Source organism: Pseudoalteromonas sp. BMB (genome assembly GCF_001709235.1).
In the GTDB taxonomy this organism is placed as follows: domain Bacteria; phylum Pseudomonadota; class Gammaproteobacteria; order Enterobacterales; family Alteromonadaceae; genus Pseudoalteromonas; species Pseudoalteromonas maricaloris.
In genome coordinates, this window is the sequence record NZ_MBQA01000067.1 from 98,902 (window position 1) to 115,340 (window position 16,439).

Genomic DNA, 16,439 nt, shown 5'->3' on the forward strand with positions numbered 1-16,439 from the left:
TATTTACTTAAAACACAATCTATCTCGCCCGCTGTTCTTCGCTTCATAAAGCGCTGCATCAGCTCGGTCAAAGGCACTCAATGCAGTGTCCCCTTTGACAAACTGAGTAGCACCGAGAGAAATCGTAATTTCGACTTCTTTTTCTTTAAATTTGAATGGTATAGATTTAATGACTTGCCTTACTTTTTCAAGCGGTTTTTGCGCATGAGTCAGCGGCATACCTGGCATTAGCAAAACAAATTCCTCGCCGCCGTAGCGTGCGATAAAATCACTTTTCCTAATAGACTTTTTAAGAGCTCGTGCGATCACTTGCAATGTTTTGTCGCCCGCACTATGACCATAACGGTCGTTGATAGATTTAAAGTGATCAACGTCGATGACAACCAGCGTCACATCTGAGTCGTTTATCTCAAATAGGTGCATTTCATGAGTTAGACGCTCATCGAAAGCTGCTCTATTTGGTAACTTAGTTAAGCTATCCAATAAGCTTTTGAACTTTTGTTCGCTGAGTCGCTTTTTATAATTTGAAACTTTAGACTCTAAGGTGTTAATACGATTATTAATTGCATCAAACGAGTCAAGCAGCGCCTCTCGTTCATTTTTTTCAAGCTTTTCACGCTCTATCAAATCAGCACTCAGTAGTTTCAACTCATTGTCGACCAAGGCTTTAAGCTCAGTTATTGAGCTAGCGTTTTGGGTTTGCCGATTTAAGTTTTGAATTTTTAATTCTATTTTATTGTTTAACGACTGAAGTTCTTTAGATGTTGATTTTGAACGCGCCGTTGTTTCAACAATAGAGCGATGTAGCTCTTCCAGTGTTTGATTCAGTGAAACCAAAAAACCTTGTGCGGATTGGCGCTCTTTGGCAATCGTTTGCGCAATAATTTTAATGATTTCTGTCGCTGCTGAATATAAATTATCTAAACTATTGTTTTCCGCAACGCTTGCACGGATCTCTTTAACCTTTTCTATTACTTCATCTTCGAAAATTAATTCGTTGATCAAAGCTTGAAGTTCAGCAGCTAGTTCTGGGTGGTGGCTATGAGATGCTTCTTCAGTAATTTCTACTTTTGATTGTAAAACCGTATGGTAGATAGAAACCAAAGACTCTAATGCGGGGATGTAAGCATTAGTAGAGTTGATATCTTCAAGTTCTACGTCCAATAAATGACGCAACTTTCTGCGCGACTCATCTGGTAATCCCTTGAGCTTCTGCAGTAACTTTCCGCTTTGCTGAATTGCCGTTTGCAATGCTTTTTGATTATTTGAATTGGTCACTTCTTGTGACTTTAGCGGCTCGGAAATTCCGTCAATAAAAGGCACAAGCAGCTCAAAATCGACGCCTTTATTAAGTGCAATACGAAATTTAGCTAACTGATTATCAAGTGAAACATCTTGCCCTTTGCAGGCTAAGGATAACTTTGCAGCAAATTGAGTAAGGAGTTCTACTTGTTGTTTTCTTGCATCCTCAAGCGTTTTTCTAGCCTCTATGGCTTGCTTTAATTTCTGCTCGAGCATTACGGCATTGTCAGTCACAGATTTCCAATCATAAAATAATCTCTTAGTTACTAAGTCTACAACAAATTACGCCGTTATGCGCAGAAATTTAACACGGTAAAGTATCGGAGTTTGCTGTTTACTCATCGATATTACTTCGCGTGTAAGTCGCTGATTTGGTAAATTGATTTTATCTCGAATTACCGAAACAAAAATAATGAAGAAAAGTCTTATTGCCTTAGCATGTACAACAACCTTTAGTGTTTATGCTGACGTCGACTACCATATTTCAATTACACAACCACAGCATCACCTTGCAGAAGTAGAAGTTAAGTTTCCAAAATCCTCACAATCAACCATTGATGTGCAACTTCCAGATTGGCGTACAGGTCGCTACGAGATATTGGATTTAGCCAACGGCGTACGCTTTTTTGACGCAAAATCTCAAAGCGGGCAAGCACAAAAATGGGAAAAAATTGATAAAAACACATGGCGTGTACACCTTAGCGAGCCTACCGAGCTGACGGTTAAATATCAGATTTATGCCAATGAGTTAGGTCTTCGAGCCAGACACATAGATGACACCCACGCGTTTATTGATGCATCTGGCTTTTTGATGTTTAGTGAATCTTTCAGATCTGAGCCTGTTTCTGTTGAACTCAATGTACCTAAAGGCTGGCGTTCTGTCTCTGGTATGGACTTTGCCGATTCAAAACACAGCTTCAAAGCTGATAACTACGACATATTGTTAGATTCCCCTATTGAAACTGGTATTAATCAGCTACACAAATTTGAAGTAGATGGCCGCAAATATGAATTAGTTATTTGGGGCGAGGGTAACTATGACGCTGACCAAATGCTCGCGGATCTTAAAAAACTCGTTCAAACCGGCACGCTCATTTGGCACGATTATCCTTATGACCGTTATGTCTTTATGGTGCATGCAACCAGTGGTGCACGAGGGGCAACAGAGCACTTAAACTCGACGATTATTCAAAGACATAGAGACAGTTTTAAAGAAAGAGATGACTATATTGGTTTTATCTCTACAGCAGCACATGAATTCATCCACACGTGGAATGTTAAAAACTATCGCCCGGCGGGCATGGTTCCTTATGATTACGTCGCACCAAATTACACGGATTTGTTGTGGCTAGCTGAAGGCTCAACCAGCTACTTTGAGGATTATTTGCTGCTAAGTGCAGGGATCACCACCAATGACGAATATCTTAAAATGCTGACTAAGCGTGTTAATCGTCATTTGAAAACTCCTGGTCGTCATGTTCAGTCGGTTGCTGCAACGAGCTTTGATAAATGGATCAATCAAGGTGGCGATCATGGGATAAATTACAGCACCAATATCTATTCAGAAGGTGCGTTGGTGTCCATGGCACTTGATATCGACTTACTCGAAAAATCAAAAGGAAAAATTAGCTACCGTGACGTTCATAAAGCGCTTTACCAACAGCATAAATTGCCAAATAGCTTCACCAGTGAAGATGTTAAAAACATCCTAAAAGCGCTTACCGGTCAAGACTACAATACTTGGTGGAATGAATATGTTGACACACCAGCGAACATAGACTTTGACAAGTTATTCGACAAAGTAGGACTTGTTTATGATTATCCAGAGTCGGCTAAAATGATCGCAGGCTTAGATGGTATGGCAAGACAAAAGGGTGAATTACTGGAGCTGACCCATGTAGCTCGAGATGGAAATGCATGGCAAGCGGGACTAACAGCAGGCGACCTTATCGTTGCATTTGATAAGCACCATGTTCGTAAAGATTTAAAAGCGAGCTTAGAAAACTTCAAGCCAGGTCAAACAATCACGGTAGATTTTATCCGTCGTGATAAGTTGATGAATACGAAAATCAAGCTTGACCGCGACCATGATAAGCCCAAAAAGATAACATTTACACCTAACCTATCAAGCGAGCAAGCGTTACTTTATAAAGCGTGGATGGGGGTTTCTCACCCAAATGAAATAAAATAATGGCAATCAAAAAGGGCTGATGATTATCAGCCCTTTTATAGTCCGCAGCCCTAAGCTAAAAAGCAATTAGCTAAGCTTAGGGCTACTTAACTTACATAATGCGAGAAAAGAAGCGTGAACGGTTTTTAGAACGACTTCTACGCATAGAAGAACGGATCTGAGAGCGTGTGCCCGCAAGCCAGCTTTCACGATCGACCTTAGCATTATCACCACGTCTTGCTTCTTCAGTAGCTCTAAAGCCACAGAATTCACGGTATGCTTTTAAATCTAGCGACAGTTCTTGTAACACAAGTTCAATCATAATCGCATCATCGACATAGCCCAATACTGGGATATGATCTGGAACGATGTCTTCAGGCTCACTGAAGTAAGCAAGAGAAGCCATGATCTCGCGTTTTTCATCTTCAGGCATTTGCCATTCTTCATCTAACACTGCGTCAATTAGCGTTTGTAACGAAATTAGACGAGTGCTTACAAATTCAGGAAGGTTGGATTTCTCCATCGTTGCCACTAAATCACGCGCTTTAGCAATGATTTCGGCATCACTTACATCGCCACTTTTTTCAATAGCAGCTTTCATCATTCCACGGAAGTGTTCAAGATCTGAATCAGAGAGTTCAAAGTTGATTTCTATAGACACGTCTGTGCTCCCTCAACGTTGTTATTATTAATGGTTTAAGCAAAAAGTTAAACTTATTGCAATAATCTTAGATACTAGCACATCTTTTTCAGAAGTCTTCCCATAAATTACACTTTTAACACGAATTTTTCTCTATTACGTACAAGTATAAAACCCATTGTTCAAAAGGCGTACAGCGGCTTTCGCACCATATAACTAGAAGTGTTGTTGATAGCGTTTGAGAACCAACCCGCGATAAAACTTGTTTTTTATAAACTTATTTATCTGAAGCAATTGTTTGCGCCAAAAATACCGCTTTGCTCCTGTAACACTTGGTGCTCTATCTATGGTACTCGCAAACTTTTCACCATGGCTAACAGGACAAGGACTCATTACAAAAACACTTAGATCTTTTTCCCAAAAATGTTGATAATCAATATCAATCGGTCTGCCGAAAGGAATCGATTTGGATAATATTTTCTTTGCTCCCTGAAGACTTACGAGCTGGGCAACGGTTCCGGCAGGTACCTTATTTTGCATAAATAACGATAACGATTTATTTAGCGGAAAGCTTGCTATCGGAGTGCGTTTGTTCTTCTGAGACTGGAATAGCTTGATCATATCCCAATCAAATGGCAATGAAGCGATCAGTTGGTCAATCTGTGCTAAGTCGTCGTGTAGTTGGAAATCATCTTCAAAAATAAAAGCATAGGGCAGTTCTAACTCAACAATTTTGCTCAGTACTTTTATATGACTTAAATAACAACCTATCTCTCCTAACGTTAAAGGCCGGAAATATTGCTTAGCGTTTTTTAACTTACAATAGCTCGCATCTAAAACGTCTGCGCTCAGCTCTGCACCTTTTACAGCGCTTATCCTTTCAAAGGGTAGTGAGAACTTATCAAACTGGAGAGTAGATTCCTTGAGTCTATCAGTACAAGAATCTAAATTGATGAGAAAAATATTCGGTTTGGTCACAATGAGTCTTAAATCCGCTAACTAATTACATTTTGAGTGTGCGACTTTTGTATGACAGTGAAATGACGAAATTTTGACATAGAGTAGGGTATCAACCCTACTCTATAGGGAAGTATTACCAATCACTCGCAGCTGAGCAATAACTCACTGCAGTCTGACGGTCTTCCGTTCTGTTATCATGGCGACTTGACATGCCGATGATTGCACCATTACCGCCTAATGTCCAAGGTTGGTCGTAGCCTGTGTATTGTGTTGTAATACATGATTCAGCGAATAGTGCAGCGCCTGTGCTCGAGGTTGCCATAGATGCGCAATTAAAGTTAAACAAACGGTCTTCTGTGCCATTATCGTGACGACTTGACATTCCGACAAAGAATTGACCATTAGGACAAACAAAGTTAAACGCTTGATCGTATGAATTTACGTAACCGCTCCACTTTGTCGTTTTACGATAAATGCGACTGCCGCTATCCGTTGTAAATTTTGCACAGACTAAGCTAAAGCGTCTGTCTTCTTGTTTATCTTGGTGGTAGCTTGAGATTGATTTAATAAACATATTACTTGGACAAGTGTAAGTAAATGCTTGGTCAAAATCATTTAAATACCCCGTATTGAGTTCACTATAAACGCGTAAGTTACCACCAGCTAGCGCTGAAAAATCACTGGCAATTTCTGTGCGCTCAGTTTTTGCTAACTTAGTCTCAGTAACGTCATAAGCTGAAACATCGTTATTAGTTTCTATTAGCGCAATTATCTCATCTAGATTCTTAGCTTGAGAAGCGGGGATCTCATATACACTGCCATTTACTGTATACTCAAATGGCTTAGCTTGTTCATTAGCCGAAGCAGGGTTACAAAACATAGCAAGAGAGAGGGATAGAGCAGACAACTTTATCAATGTGTTCATCTTAATTCCTTTAAAAATAGTAGTTAATTTAGCGCTAACAACAAAAATAGCAGCTGAATTAAATGCTACTTTTTTTTAATAAACAAGCTTTTTATTAACACATAAAAACCAGAGAAATGCATAATTAGCATCAATTAAATATAGACTGTTGCAGATCCCAACTCCGCTCAAAATATATACTGCTTATTTTTTCTAAATTTTTATCGCGTTACACCACAATTACTATTCACTATTTTCATATAAAAGACGCCACGCGAAGCGACATTAGAATCGAGTAAAGCAACAATTAAAAATTTATTAACGCTCAAACAGACAAAGTGAAGTGGATTGCAAAGGAGGAATGCTAGGGGACAGGGTAGGAGAAGCACAACGCTTCTCCGTATCTTATATCTTATTTTTCAGTCACATTAAACGTAACGATCCATGGCGTGACTTTGTCGAGGCCTTTGCCTAGTTCAATTGCAATTTTGCTAGTAGAGCTCGGTGACATAATTTCCGTACGCATTAGCTGGCCACTCTTTTGGCTATCACCAACCCAAGAGTGATCTAAACATTGCTTTGCGAGACTCTGCGCATAGTTATGGATTTTTACCGCGTTTTCGTATTCCTTGAACTGCTCAGAACAGGTATATTTTGATTTTCCAGAAGCGCTTTCTATGATTTGGCATTTATTGCCAACTAGATGTGCCTTGGCCTGCCAAGAGTTGATTAACTTTGCGCCGACTTCAGCACCTTTAAGCGCAGAAAATCCATTGGGTGATGCACTTAGAAGCGCATTAAGTTTCTCGCAATTAGACATATCATCGAGCTTCTCTTGTTGCTCAGGGGTCAATGTTGAACATCCGGCAGCTGTCAACCCTGCCAGCATTAGACCAAGTAATCTTGTTTTCATAAACCGTTCCATACTGTTCGCAATCGCACCATTAAAGTTAGACTAATATTTTGCCACTGCATAGTTGTAAGACTATGAGAAGTTTACCTTATTTATATGAACAGGGGTTGATCTAATTACAGATTTATCCCGATTATGGTAGGTTGGCTTGTTACTGCACGATGCCTAGAACAAGCCAACGAAAAGATAAGCGAAAGGATTACTTACCCAAAGCGCAAATTACTTATGCCTATCTTTGAGCGTATTGACCACATCACTGAGCGTAAGCCCTTGTCTCTGTAATAAGACAATAAGATGATACAGTAAGTCTGCGGACTCATTGAGCAACTCTTCGTTGTCGTTTTTCATCGCCGCCAGCGCCACTTCAACCCCTTCTTCTCCGACCTTTTGACAACTACGGCTTAAGTCTTTAGCAAATAAAGAAGCGGTATAACTGCTATCAGGAGATGCATTTTTCCTCTGGGCAATCACTCGCTCAAGCTTTCCTAAAAATGCAAGCTCTGGCATGGTTTCCGCAAAGCAGCTTTCGCTACCGAGGTGGCAAGTTGGACCTTGCGGCTTTGCATAAATCAGTAAGCTGTCTTTATCACAATCGGTATGTACTTCCACCAAGGTTAAAACATTGTTTGAGGTTTCACCTTTGGTCCAAAGACGCGATTTTGAACGCGAATAAAAAGTGACGAGCTGCTTTTCTAGCGTCATTTCAAGGGCTTCTCTGTTCATAAAGCCTTGCATCAACACTACCCCGGTTAATACATCTTGTACGATAGCGGGAATGAGTGCTGACTTATCAAAATCTACTTCTGCGATGTTTTGTTTATTAATTATCATTGTCGTGCCGCCACATTATTATTTATTAAGAACTGCTTGAGCTTTGGAATGTCAATCACACCTTTATGGAACACACTTGCAGCCAAAGCACCATCGACATTAGTTTGTTTAAATACATCAACAAAGTCTTGCATACTGCCTGCGCCGCCAGAGGCGACAAGTGGCACTTTACACAGCGTTCTAATCGCGCTGAGCTGCGCTATGTCATAGCCATTACGCACGCCATCTTGATTCATACAATTAAGTACAATCTCTCCAGCACCAAGATCTTGAACTCGTTTGACCCATTCTTGCGTTTTATATCGAGTACGACTTGCCGCATTCGGATCGCCAGTTAACTGGTACACTAAATACTCTTGAGTTTGCTTATCATAAAAGCTGTCTACGCCCACAACCACACATTGCTTGCCAAATTCGTCATGTAACTCTTTAATGAGTTCAGGCCTCGCAATAGCAGGGCTGTTAATAGAGATCTTATCTGCGCCTTGCTCAAGCACTCGAGCCGCATCAGCCACCGATTTAATCCCTCCTGCTACACAAAATGGTATATCGATATGTCTGGCAATTTCAGCTACCCAATTGACATCGAGCAAACGCTTTTCAACGCTGGCACTGATCTCATAAAACACCAGTTCATCAGCACCTGCCTCACTATAACGCTGGGCGAGGTCAAGAATATCACCGACGACTTCATGGCCTTGGAATTTAACACCTTTGACCACCTGACCGTCTTTTACGTCTAAACAAGGAATTATGCGTTTTGATAACATGCTAAAGCCTCCTCAACGCTAAATACACCTTCAAGTAGTGATTTGCCAAGTATCACTCCACCTACTTGTTGCTTTGCAAGCCGTGCAATATCGTCAAGAGAGCTCACGCCCCCTGATGCTTGTACTTTAATTGCACTGTTATGCTTAGTGATGTCTTCGTATAAGGAAAACGATGGACCTGTCATTGTGCCATCCTTACTGATATCCGTGCATAAAAAATCACTTACACCTTGCTCAACATAAAAATCTAATAGCTTGAATAGATCGCTTTTCGCATCATTTAGCCAACCGTGAGTGGCAGGGGACCAGCCACTTTCAGTTTTGTTCACATCAAGTGCTATCACAAATTTATCGGCGCCACATGCTTTAATCCATGCTGCAACTTCTTGCTGTTTATCGACCGCCATCGAGCCTATCACCACTTGGGCGGCTCCGGCATCTAGCCATTGCTTTACATCGTCAATACTGCGAATACCACCGCCTACCTGAAAGGGAACAGATAAAGCCTTAGTCGCCGCTTGGATAGTGCGCCATTGCTTTTTGCTCGGGTCACGAGCGCCTTCTAAATCCACCAAATGTAGCTTGGCTGCGCCTGCGTTTTGGTATTCAAGTAAACGCTCAGCTAAATTAAATGGGTAAAACTGTGCGGTTTCGTACTTGCCTTGATACAAACGAACAATATTGTTCTCTAATACATCTAAAGCGGGAATAATCATTGTTCGTCCTTTTATAGCTGCCAATTAATAAAGTTTTGTAAAAGCTGCGCGCCAACCTTGCCGCTACGCTCAGGGTGAAATTGCATGCCGGCATAATTGTCGTTTGCGACAATCGCAGAAAACGCTTGACCGTACTCACCCGAAACCAGTGTCGATTGATTGATGGTATGCGCAAAACTGTGCACGAAGTACACTTGGTCTTGTTCACTAAGCCCTGTAGTGAGCGCATGAGGCTTCACCACACGAAGATTATTCCAGCCCATGTGCGGTGCAGTTAACTCGTTAGTCTCTAATAACTCAACCTTACCCGGAATGCGACCTAAGCACGGAATATCCCCTTCTTCAGTCGACTCACAAAGCAGCTGCATCCCTAAACAAATCCCCATCAAAGGCCGTTGATAGTCGGCTACTGCGTCTGCCCAGCCTTGCTCATTTAACCGTTTCATTGCCACATTAGCGTGGCCGACGCCGGGTAAAATGGCTCGTTCAAAGCGGACTAATTTCTCCGGTGCAGTGATCACTTCAGGCGTAACACCAAGGCGCTCAAATGCAAAACGCACTGAGTTAATATTGGCACAACCAGTATTAATAATTGCAATCATAAACACCCCTTAGAACTTGCCATTTGCTGTGACGCATCCGTTGCAATTGCCATACGAATAGCACGAGAAAACGCTTTAAATAAACCCTCAACTTGGTGGTGGGCATTACCTTCGCTTACGCTCAAAATTAAACTCACTGCCGCATTATCCGCGAAGGACTTAAAGAAATGCTCAACCATTTGAACATCTAAGTCACCCACTTTATCTCGTGTAAAGTCAGCATTAAGTACAAAAGACGCGCGTCCAGATAAATCCAACTGACATTCTGCTTTACATTCGTCCATAGGCAACGCAAAGCCATAACGTGCGATTTGTGATTTTGTACCAAGCGCGGTCTTAAAGGCCTGACCAAGGGCAATTCCGATGTCTTCTACGAGGTGGTGCTCGTCTATATGTAAGTCACCTTTCGCCTGAATATTCAGGCCAAGGTTAGCGTGAGTTCTGATCTGATCTAGCATGTGGTCGAAAAAACCAAGCCCCGTTGAAATCTCTCCATTGGCTTGTTGGTCCAGATTTATCGCTACCGAAATCTGTGTTTCTTTGGTATTTCTGGCAATTTGTGCACTGCGATTTAAGGTGGTTAACTGCGTCACAATAGCAGGCCAGTTATCTTCGTAGAGAATACCTTCAATGCAGAGGTTTTCTGCAAGCTGAATATCGGTTTGCCTATCGCCAATAACAAATGATTTGCTAAGGTTCACTTTACCAGAACGCATCAATTCAGTGAGTAATCCTGTTTTGGGTTTGCGACATTGGCAGTTGTCTTCGTCAAAGTGAGGACAGATCAGTACTTCTTCAAAACGGATCCCTTGGCTTGTTAAGATTTGCATCATTTTGTCTTGAGGCGCATCAAAATCAGCTTGAGGGAAGCTATCTGTACCGAGACCATCTTGGTTAGATACCATCACTAGCTTGTAACCAAACGACTGCAGTTGTAATAACGCTGGGATCACATTGGGTAATAGTGCCAACTTCTCTAGGCTATCCACTTGCTTATCGGTTATTGGCTCTTCGATAATAGTGCCATCGCGGTCGATGAATAAATAGGGGGCGCTCATGATACTTCCTCAGTCACTTGGCATTGTTTCAGCCAGTTTTCTACTTGTTTTAATTCCTGCTCGTTGCCGATAGAGATCCGCAACCAGTTGTCCTCGCCAAACAGCACAAATGGCCGCATGATTAACCCCTGGCGCATCGCTTGCTCCACAAACTGTTTGTCGGTTAGCTGTAAAGTAACAAAGTTGCCTTCGCCGCATAACATTGCGCTTACGAACTCGCTGTCTTGTAGCCATTGTATAAGCTTCTTTTTTGCTAGGTTCAAAATAGAGACTTGCCGGCGCATCTGCGTTATCGCATCTGACGTTAACGCTGTTGCTGCTATTTGTGCCACGACTGTAGAAACAGGATAGGGCGCAATCACTTTTCTCACCGGAGCCAATAGCACTTCACTCGCTAACATAAAGCCAACGCGAAGACCTGCCAGTGCAAACGCTTTAGATAGCGTACGCAGCACAACAACGTTTGAGAATTCTTTGATAAGCTCAACACAGGTTTTTTCTTCACAGAACTCAATATAAGCTTCATCTACGACCACGATTGCACGGCCTTTAAGCTTATCTGCAAGTGCAGCGACTTTGCTGGCAGGTTGTATTGCGCCAGTTGGGTTATTTGGATTACAAACGAAGACAAGTTTAGCGTCTCCAATTGCAGCGGTTAGTGTATCCACATCGTCATTGGCAAGCTGCGTTTGGCTCAATTCATTAATAGCGATGTTGTGGGTGTCTGCCGTAACTTTGTACATACCATAGGTAGGAGTAAAGATTGCAATGCTATCTTTAGCCGGTTCACAATATGTGCGTATTAATAACTCAATGCCTTCATCGGCACCACGCGTCATCAGTACATTTGTTTGCTCGACCTTAGCGTAGCCTGCATAGGCATCAATTACCGCTTGAGGCTGCGGATCTGGATAACGGTTTAAGTTATCAAAGCGCATTTCAAGCACACGAGCGTATGGACTTTCATTGGCATTGAGCCACGTGGTGCCTGTTAGCTTTGCACTTTTCGCAGAACTGTAGGCCTTAAGCTTTTCAATGTTATTTGGTAGCGCAATATTAGTCATTATTATTCTCCAGCCTCACTTTGACGGCATTCGCATGTGCATCTAGTCCCTCAGCTTGTGCCAAAGGTAAAATGGCAGAGCGCAAACCACGCAGGCCTTCTTTTGTGATGGTTTGTACAGTGTAAGCCTTATAGAAATCCATCAGATTTAAACTTGAATAGGTTTTTGAATAACCATAGGTTGGCAATACATGGTTGGTGCCAGACGCATAGTCACCTGCTGATTCTGGCGTATAGTCACCAACAAACACTGAGCCTGCGTTTTTTACTAGCGGCAGGAAACGCTCTGCATCTCTTATCTGTAAAATAAGGTGCTCTGGCCCATACTCTGCTGAGATCTCAAATGCTTGCTCTATGCTCTCAACTAAAATCAGCGTGCTGTTTTTAAGCGCAGCTCTGGCAATATCAGCGCGACTAAGCTTGCTTAGTTGACGCTCGATTGCAGCTTCAGTTTCTTCAATAAGTTGACTGTCAGACGCCAATAATATGACTTGCGAGTCTTCCCCATGCTCCGCTTGAGAAAGTAGATCGGCGGCGATAAATTCTGGGTTAGCGCCCTTATCTGCAATCACTAACACCTCTGAAGGACCTGCCGGCATATCAATCGCAAGTCCCGGCACTGATTGAGAAAGCAGCTGTTTTGCCATTGTGACAAAGCTATTGCCTGGACCAAAAATTTTGTTCACTTTTGGTACGCTGTTAGTACCTAGCGCCATGGCAGCAATTGCACCTGCACCACCACATTCAATCACATCGGTAACGCCACACAGTTTAGCCGCATACAAAATAGCAGGATGTATTTGGCAATCACCTTTGACTGGCGTCGCCAACACGATTGTTTTTGCACCACTTAGCTGCGCACACACCCCTTGCATCAAGACAGAAGAAGGCAGTGGCGCGCTACCACCAGGTACATACAAACCCACGGCTTCTATCGCTTGATATCTGAGCTCGCAGGTCACACCAAGCTGAGTCTCAATTTTCTTGCTTTGTGGTAATTGCAACTGGTGAAACTTCTTAATGTTGCTATAAGCTTGGTCAATAGCACTTTTAAGTTCAGGTGCTAACGCAAATTCGCTTTCAATAAGCTCTGATCCCGTTACCCGTATTCTTGGGCTAACACGGGCGTCAAACTGCTCGGCATAACTTAGTAACGCGGTGTCACCATTGCGAGCGACGTTATCAATTATCTTTTCAACTGCCGCTTTTACCTTATCACCCACTTTGACCGCAGGACGGCTCAAGCATTCGCTGCGTTGCTCGCTGGTGGCTTGCTGCCAATCAAACATGCTGTTACTCCATCATCTTTTCTATTGGCATGACGAGAATCGAGTTAGCACCAAGCGCTTTTAACTCTTCCATCGTCTCCCAAAATAGGGTTTCGGAGCTGACCATGTGAAGTGCAACATATTCATCGCTGCCAGCAAGTGCAAGTAAAGTTGGTTGGCCTGTGCCTGGAAGTAACGCACATACTTCATCTAGCTTATTCTTTGGTGCATGCATCATGATGTACTTGCTTTCTTTTGCTTGTTTCACCCCTTTAAGGCGTGGCATTAGCTTATCGATCAGTGCAAGCTTACTTTGGTCAGTCAATGCTGCATTTTGAATGAGGCAAGCGTTAGATTCTAAGATGGTATCGCCTTGCATAAGGCCATTAGCCTCAAGCGTTGCACCGGTTGATACTAAGTCACAAATGGCGTCAGCAAGGCCTGCTCGAGGTGCTACTTCTACCGAGCCCGTTAACATGACCACGCTAGCATCGATGTTCTCACGTTTTAGATATTGCTTTAAAATCTCAGGGTAGGTGGTTGCGATGCGTTTGCCGTTAAACCACGCTTTATCCTGTTGACCTAGCTCTTGTGGCCACGCCAGCGCTAAACGGCAAAAGCCAAAGTCCAGTTTTGAAAGTTTAGTGACTTCAGCAAACTGCTCGTTGCGAACACGTTCAGCTTGAACTTCTTCTAACACGTTTTCGCCAACAATACCTAAATCACAAACGCCGTCCATTACAAGGCCTGGAATATCGTCATCACGCACTCTAAGTACGTCAATAGGCATGTTGGTAGAGTGGGCGATTAAACGCTGTTCACGTAGGTTTAGTTTTACACCAAGTTGTTTGAGTAGGGCTTGGCAATCCTTTGAAAGACGGCCTGATTTTTGGATTGCGATTCTTAAACGGTTGCTGTTGCTCATTATTTATTTCCTAATTCTTTAAACGAAAAACCCCGAGGCGGAACCTCGGGGCGAAATAAACTTTGACTATACTTTTTGCTTCGCCGGAGGTTCCTTTAAGGAATAACCCACCAGCGAAATAACTGACAGGTTATCCCGTATGATGATGGTGATGATGAATTGCTGTCAGTGTCATTAGCATGATGTTACCTTTGTAATATATCTGCTGTTCGAAAAGTTCATTTATAGATAAACATAATTTTGTTCTTCTTGGCAATCATTTTTTAACGCAAATTAAAGAATAGCTTATAACAGCCGATAATAAGTAAGACCAACAGAAGGTTAGTGGGGGAACAGATGGATGCATTCAAACCTTTTTTAGGCCCAATCGTACGGCTAGATGTAACTCATAAGTCTGCATTTCATGTAGCTGGTGTGCAGCACTATAAGATTGAAAAGGTTAAGAAAGATCTAAAAACCGAGATCGAACTTAAACGCCAAGCTGCTGAGCATGAGAAAATTAAAGAAAGCGAAGATGAAGAGGATGAGGAGGAAAAATCTCACGAAGAACATAAGGGTGAGAATCTAGATACATGGGCGTAGATTTATTTTGCATAAAATAACCTGTTGAACATCTCTCAATACCTGAGTTTATCTATTCCCCCTACATATCCCACCCGCTGTTCGAGCCTAGCTTATGTACCATCTAGTCCAGCGAGAGCCCGGTGAATATCTCGCTCAATTGAACGCTCTGTGGTGAGATTCAATGCCTGAAGGTAGGCACTTCTAGCCTTTTCGCTTTGTTTGAGCTCCCGGTATAACTCAGCCTGAAGCATTAAATACTCTATATGCTGCTCATCCTGTACTCGCTCTTTTTCCAATAAGTGTTCCATAGCGTCAACAGCCCTACGCTTATCACCGTGTTGCTGAAGCGCTAAATAAGCCGATGAAATACAAGCATCTCTCCACGTTGGTAGTTGGCTTAATGCGATATGCTCAATCAGGCACCCGTTAGTGAATAAACGCTGCGCTGCGTCTTTCGCTGAAAAAGTCCACAATAAGTTAGCAGCTCGATGGATCAAAACGATATCTTGTGCATAATGTTGACCCACAGAAGCTATCGTTTTTAGGGCTAACTCTTCATTTTGTGTGTTTTGTAAGTAATCCATCAAAGCCAAGTTATAGTAACGGTCATCCATTGCTTTTAGCCTATCAACTATCGCTTTTGATGCTTTTTTTTCAGAATCCCAAAAGCCACTTTCTATAGCTAATGCTTTCGCTGCAGATACTAAGTACTCAGGATTATTTGGCGCCAATTCTGCAGCTCTTATAAAGTGCTTGTTAGACTTTTCAACTAAGCTAAGTTTATTAAAAAGGTTTGACTGTTGTTTAATTTGATACCATAAATTACCCGCAGTAAAATGCACCTTTGCATTGTCTATATGGCGCTTAATCAAGGTGTTTAACAGTGTTTCTTTATTATCATCATTTTGCGCAACCGCAACTGACACGACCATTATTTCAGCATCAAGCTCTTTATCTTTTAGCGTGTTAAGCATTTTAGTGACTTGCTGATACTGACGATGATAAAAAGCAGACTCAAGCATTGTTATTTGAGAATTGGGTTGCTGTGCCTGAGTTAAAGCACTATACAAAATAATAACTGTGCAAGAGATGTATATAAGCGATTTAATAAACATGTTGTGTCCTTTTTAGTGTGTCCATTATCACTATTGTGTGTTTTCTAACGTAAGCTTAATTAGCAGTTTTGATACCAGCTTTTACTTTTTATATTTTTATTCATACAATCAATATGATGTAGGCTGTTATCGCGTTATTCTTACTGTATTTTGCGTGTCATTATCGATACACTCGACATGTTCTGTTTCGATACCGATACATTTGATAGTTCTGTTTGTATTCAATACATCAAACAAAGTTGCATAAATAAACGACCATTTATTTAAGGAGAAATAACATGTCGTATAAATCAGTAAAAAATCTCGTAGGTTGGTTCGTTGTAGGTCTATCTGCGCTAGCGTTAGCCCCAAGTGTTGTACCTGGTAGCATGGCTGTTTTAGCATTTTACTTAAGCCTTGCACTGCTCCTAGTTTCCTTGTTTACCATTTCTTCAGCCAATCATCGCCACTTTCAATTGACAGCAATCATTGTCGGTGCCGGTATGCTGGTTTTGAACGATTACCTGCGTGTTATCATGCCTTCACCAGAGTCTACTTGGCCTAACCGCATCGCTTTGTATCTCGTGTATTTCACTATTTGTGGGGTAGGTATGCTTAAGATCAAACGACAACTTAACAAGTAATACCAGTTGTATTAA

The 16,439-nt window shown here is 42.0% G+C and carries 17 protein-coding genes; 3 read left to right on the top strand and 14 right to left on the bottom strand.

Annotation, left to right across the window (positions count from 1 at the left end; genetic code table 11):
- Positions 1-3: 3 nt before the first annotated feature.
- The gene (locus BB427_RS05430) at positions 4-1,536 is read right to left on the bottom strand and encodes a GGDEF domain-containing protein (protein WP_069019201.1); all 1,533 of its coding nucleotides are present in this window, start codon (positions 1,534-1,536) and stop codon (positions 4-6) included.
- A gap of 178 nt (positions 1,537-1,714) precedes the next feature.
- Between BB427_RS05430 and BB427_RS05435 the strand changes: the two genes are divergently transcribed.
- Positions 1,715-3,493: a M61 family metallopeptidase gene (locus BB427_RS05435; protein WP_069019202.1), complete on the top strand. Its 1,779-nt coding sequence runs from the start codon at positions 1,715-1,717 to the stop codon at positions 3,491-3,493.
- Positions 3,494-3,584: 91 nt separating this feature from the next.
- Here the strand turns inward: BB427_RS05435 and BB427_RS05440 are convergent, their stop codons facing one another.
- From BB427_RS05440 to hisG, 12 genes are all read right to left on the bottom strand, one after another.
- Positions 3,585-4,133 (bottom strand): YkvA family protein, encoded by a 549-nt coding sequence (locus tag BB427_RS05440; RefSeq protein ID WP_045990127.1) that lies wholly within the window; start codon positions 4,131-4,133, stop codon positions 3,585-3,587.
- 195 nt (positions 4,134-4,328) lie between these two features.
- Positions 4,329-5,090: a glycosyltransferase family 25 protein gene (locus tag BB427_RS05445; protein WP_069019203.1), complete on the bottom strand. Its 762-nt coding sequence runs from the start codon at positions 5,088-5,090 to the stop codon at positions 4,329-4,331.
- A 115-nt stretch (positions 5,091-5,205) separates the two neighbouring features.
- On the bottom strand, positions 5,206-5,997 hold the full coding sequence (locus BB427_RS05450) for a dermatopontin-like protein (protein WP_069019204.1): 792 nt from the start codon (positions 5,995-5,997) through the stop codon (positions 5,206-5,208).
- Positions 5,998-6,388: 391 nt separating this feature from the next.
- Positions 6,389-6,889 (bottom strand): hypothetical protein, encoded by a 501-nt coding sequence (locus BB427_RS05455; RefSeq protein WP_039495275.1) that lies wholly within the window; start codon positions 6,887-6,889, stop codon positions 6,389-6,391.
- A gap of 219 nt (positions 6,890-7,108) precedes the next feature.
- Positions 7,109-7,720, bottom strand: coding sequence for a bifunctional phosphoribosyl-AMP cyclohydrolase/phosphoribosyl-ATP diphosphatase HisIE (gene hisIE / locus BB427_RS05460; RefSeq protein ID WP_045990131.1), 612 nt, complete (start codon positions 7,718-7,720; stop codon positions 7,109-7,111).
- The gene (gene hisF, locus BB427_RS05465; RefSeq protein ID WP_069019205.1) at positions 7,717-8,490 is read right to left on the bottom strand and encodes an imidazole glycerol phosphate synthase subunit HisF; all 774 of its coding nucleotides are present in this window, start codon (positions 8,488-8,490) and stop codon (positions 7,717-7,719) included. Before hisF ends, hisIE begins: the two co-directional genes overlap by 4 nt.
- On the bottom strand, positions 8,472-9,206 hold the full coding sequence (locus BB427_RS05470) for a 1-(5-phosphoribosyl)-5-[(5-phosphoribosylamino)methylideneamino] imidazole-4-carboxamide isomerase (protein ID WP_069019206.1): 735 nt from the start codon (positions 9,204-9,206) through the stop codon (positions 8,472-8,474). Before BB427_RS05470 ends, hisF begins: the two co-directional genes overlap by 19 nt.
- A gap of 11 nt (positions 9,207-9,217) precedes the next feature.
- Positions 9,218-9,808 carry an imidazole glycerol phosphate synthase subunit HisH gene (gene hisH, locus BB427_RS05475; RefSeq protein ID WP_069019207.1) on the bottom strand — a complete coding sequence of 197 codons (591 nt, stop codon included), beginning with the start codon at positions 9,806-9,808 and terminating at the stop codon, positions 9,218-9,220.
- Positions 9,805-10,866 (bottom strand): bifunctional histidinol-phosphatase/imidazoleglycerol-phosphate dehydratase HisB, encoded by a 1,062-nt coding sequence (gene hisB, locus BB427_RS05480; RefSeq protein ID WP_069019208.1) that lies wholly within the window; start codon positions 10,864-10,866, stop codon positions 9,805-9,807. Before hisB ends, hisH begins: the two co-directional genes overlap by 4 nt.
- Positions 10,863-11,930 (bottom strand): histidinol-phosphate transaminase, encoded by a 1,068-nt coding sequence (gene hisC, locus BB427_RS05485; RefSeq protein ID WP_069019209.1) that lies wholly within the window; start codon positions 11,928-11,930, stop codon positions 10,863-10,865. The genes hisB and hisC overlap by 4 nt, the downstream gene beginning before the upstream one ends.
- A complete protein-coding gene (gene hisD, locus BB427_RS05490) occupies positions 11,923-13,218 on the bottom strand; it encodes a histidinol dehydrogenase (RefSeq protein WP_069019210.1) in 1,296 nt (431 codons plus the stop codon). The genes hisC and hisD overlap by 8 nt, the downstream gene beginning before the upstream one ends.
- Before the next feature lie 4 nt (positions 13,219-13,222).
- The gene (hisG, locus tag BB427_RS05495) at positions 13,223-14,122 is read right to left on the bottom strand and encodes an ATP phosphoribosyltransferase (protein ID WP_069019211.1); all 900 of its coding nucleotides are present in this window, start codon (positions 14,120-14,122) and stop codon (positions 13,223-13,225) included.
- A gap of 336 nt (positions 14,123-14,458) precedes the next feature.
- On the opposite strand from hisG, the gene BB427_RS05500 reads away from it, so the two are divergent.
- A complete protein-coding gene (locus tag BB427_RS05500; RefSeq protein WP_010605471.1) occupies positions 14,459-14,704 on the top strand; it encodes a hypothetical protein in 246 nt (81 codons plus the stop codon).
- A 92-nt stretch (positions 14,705-14,796) separates the two neighbouring features.
- Here the strand turns inward: BB427_RS05500 and BB427_RS05505 are convergent, their stop codons facing one another.
- Entirely contained in the window at positions 14,797-15,801 is a 1,005-nt protein-coding gene (locus BB427_RS05505) for a tetratricopeptide repeat protein (RefSeq protein WP_069019212.1), read from the bottom strand.
- 278 nt (positions 15,802-16,079) lie between these two features.
- Here BB427_RS05505 and BB427_RS05510 point away from each other — a divergent pair, with 278 nt between their 5' ends.
- The gene (locus BB427_RS05510) at positions 16,080-16,424 is read left to right on the top strand and encodes a hypothetical protein (protein WP_069019213.1); all 345 of its coding nucleotides are present in this window, start codon (positions 16,080-16,082) and stop codon (positions 16,422-16,424) included.
- Positions 16,425-16,439: the final 15 nt, after the last annotated feature.

Excerpts from the sequence above, each read along its gene's own strand:
- BB427_RS05505 (WP_069019212.1), bottom strand. The coding sequence starts at position 15,801 with ATGTTTATTAAATCGCTTATATACATCTCTTGCACAGTTATTATTTTG.
- BB427_RS05450 (WP_069019204.1), bottom strand. The coding sequence starts at position 5,997 with ATGAACACATTGATAAAGTTGTCTGCTCTATCCCTCTCTCTTGCTATG.
- BB427_RS05510 (WP_069019213.1), top strand. The coding sequence starts at position 16,080 with ATGTCGTATAAATCAGTAAAAAATCTCGTAGGTTGGTTCGTTGTAGGT.
- hisD (WP_069019210.1), bottom strand. The coding sequence starts at position 13,218 with ATGTTTGATTGGCAGCAAGCCACCAGCGAGCAACGCAGCGAATGCTTG.
- hisF (WP_069019205.1), bottom strand. The coding sequence starts at position 8,490 with ATGTTATCAAAACGCATAATTCCTTGTTTAGACGTAAAAGACGGTCAG.
- BB427_RS05500 (WP_010605471.1), top strand. The coding sequence starts at position 14,459 with ATGGATGCATTCAAACCTTTTTTAGGCCCAATCGTACGGCTAGATGTA.
- hisC (WP_069019209.1), bottom strand. The coding sequence starts at position 11,930 with ATGACTAATATTGCGCTACCAAATAACATTGAAAAGCTTAAGGCCTAC.
- hisB (WP_069019208.1), bottom strand. The coding sequence starts at position 10,866 with ATGAGCGCCCCCTATTTATTCATCGACCGCGATGGCACTATTATCGAA.
- hisH (WP_069019207.1), bottom strand. The coding sequence starts at position 9,808 with ATGATTGCAATTATTAATACTGGTTGTGCCAATATTAACTCAGTGCGT.
- BB427_RS05470 (WP_069019206.1), bottom strand. The coding sequence starts at position 9,206 with ATGATTATTCCCGCTTTAGATGTATTAGAGAACAATATTGTTCGTTTG.
- hisG (WP_069019211.1), bottom strand. The coding sequence starts at position 14,122 with ATGAGCAACAGCAACCGTTTAAGAATCGCAATCCAAAAATCAGGCCGT.
- BB427_RS05435 (WP_069019202.1), top strand. The coding sequence starts at position 1,715 with ATGAAGAAAAGTCTTATTGCCTTAGCATGTACAACAACCTTTAGTGTT.
- BB427_RS05455 (WP_039495275.1), bottom strand. The coding sequence starts at position 6,889 with ATGAAAACAAGATTACTTGGTCTAATGCTGGCAGGGTTGACAGCTGCC.
- hisIE (WP_045990131.1), bottom strand. The coding sequence starts at position 7,720 with ATGATAATTAATAAACAAAACATCGCAGAAGTAGATTTTGATAAGTCA.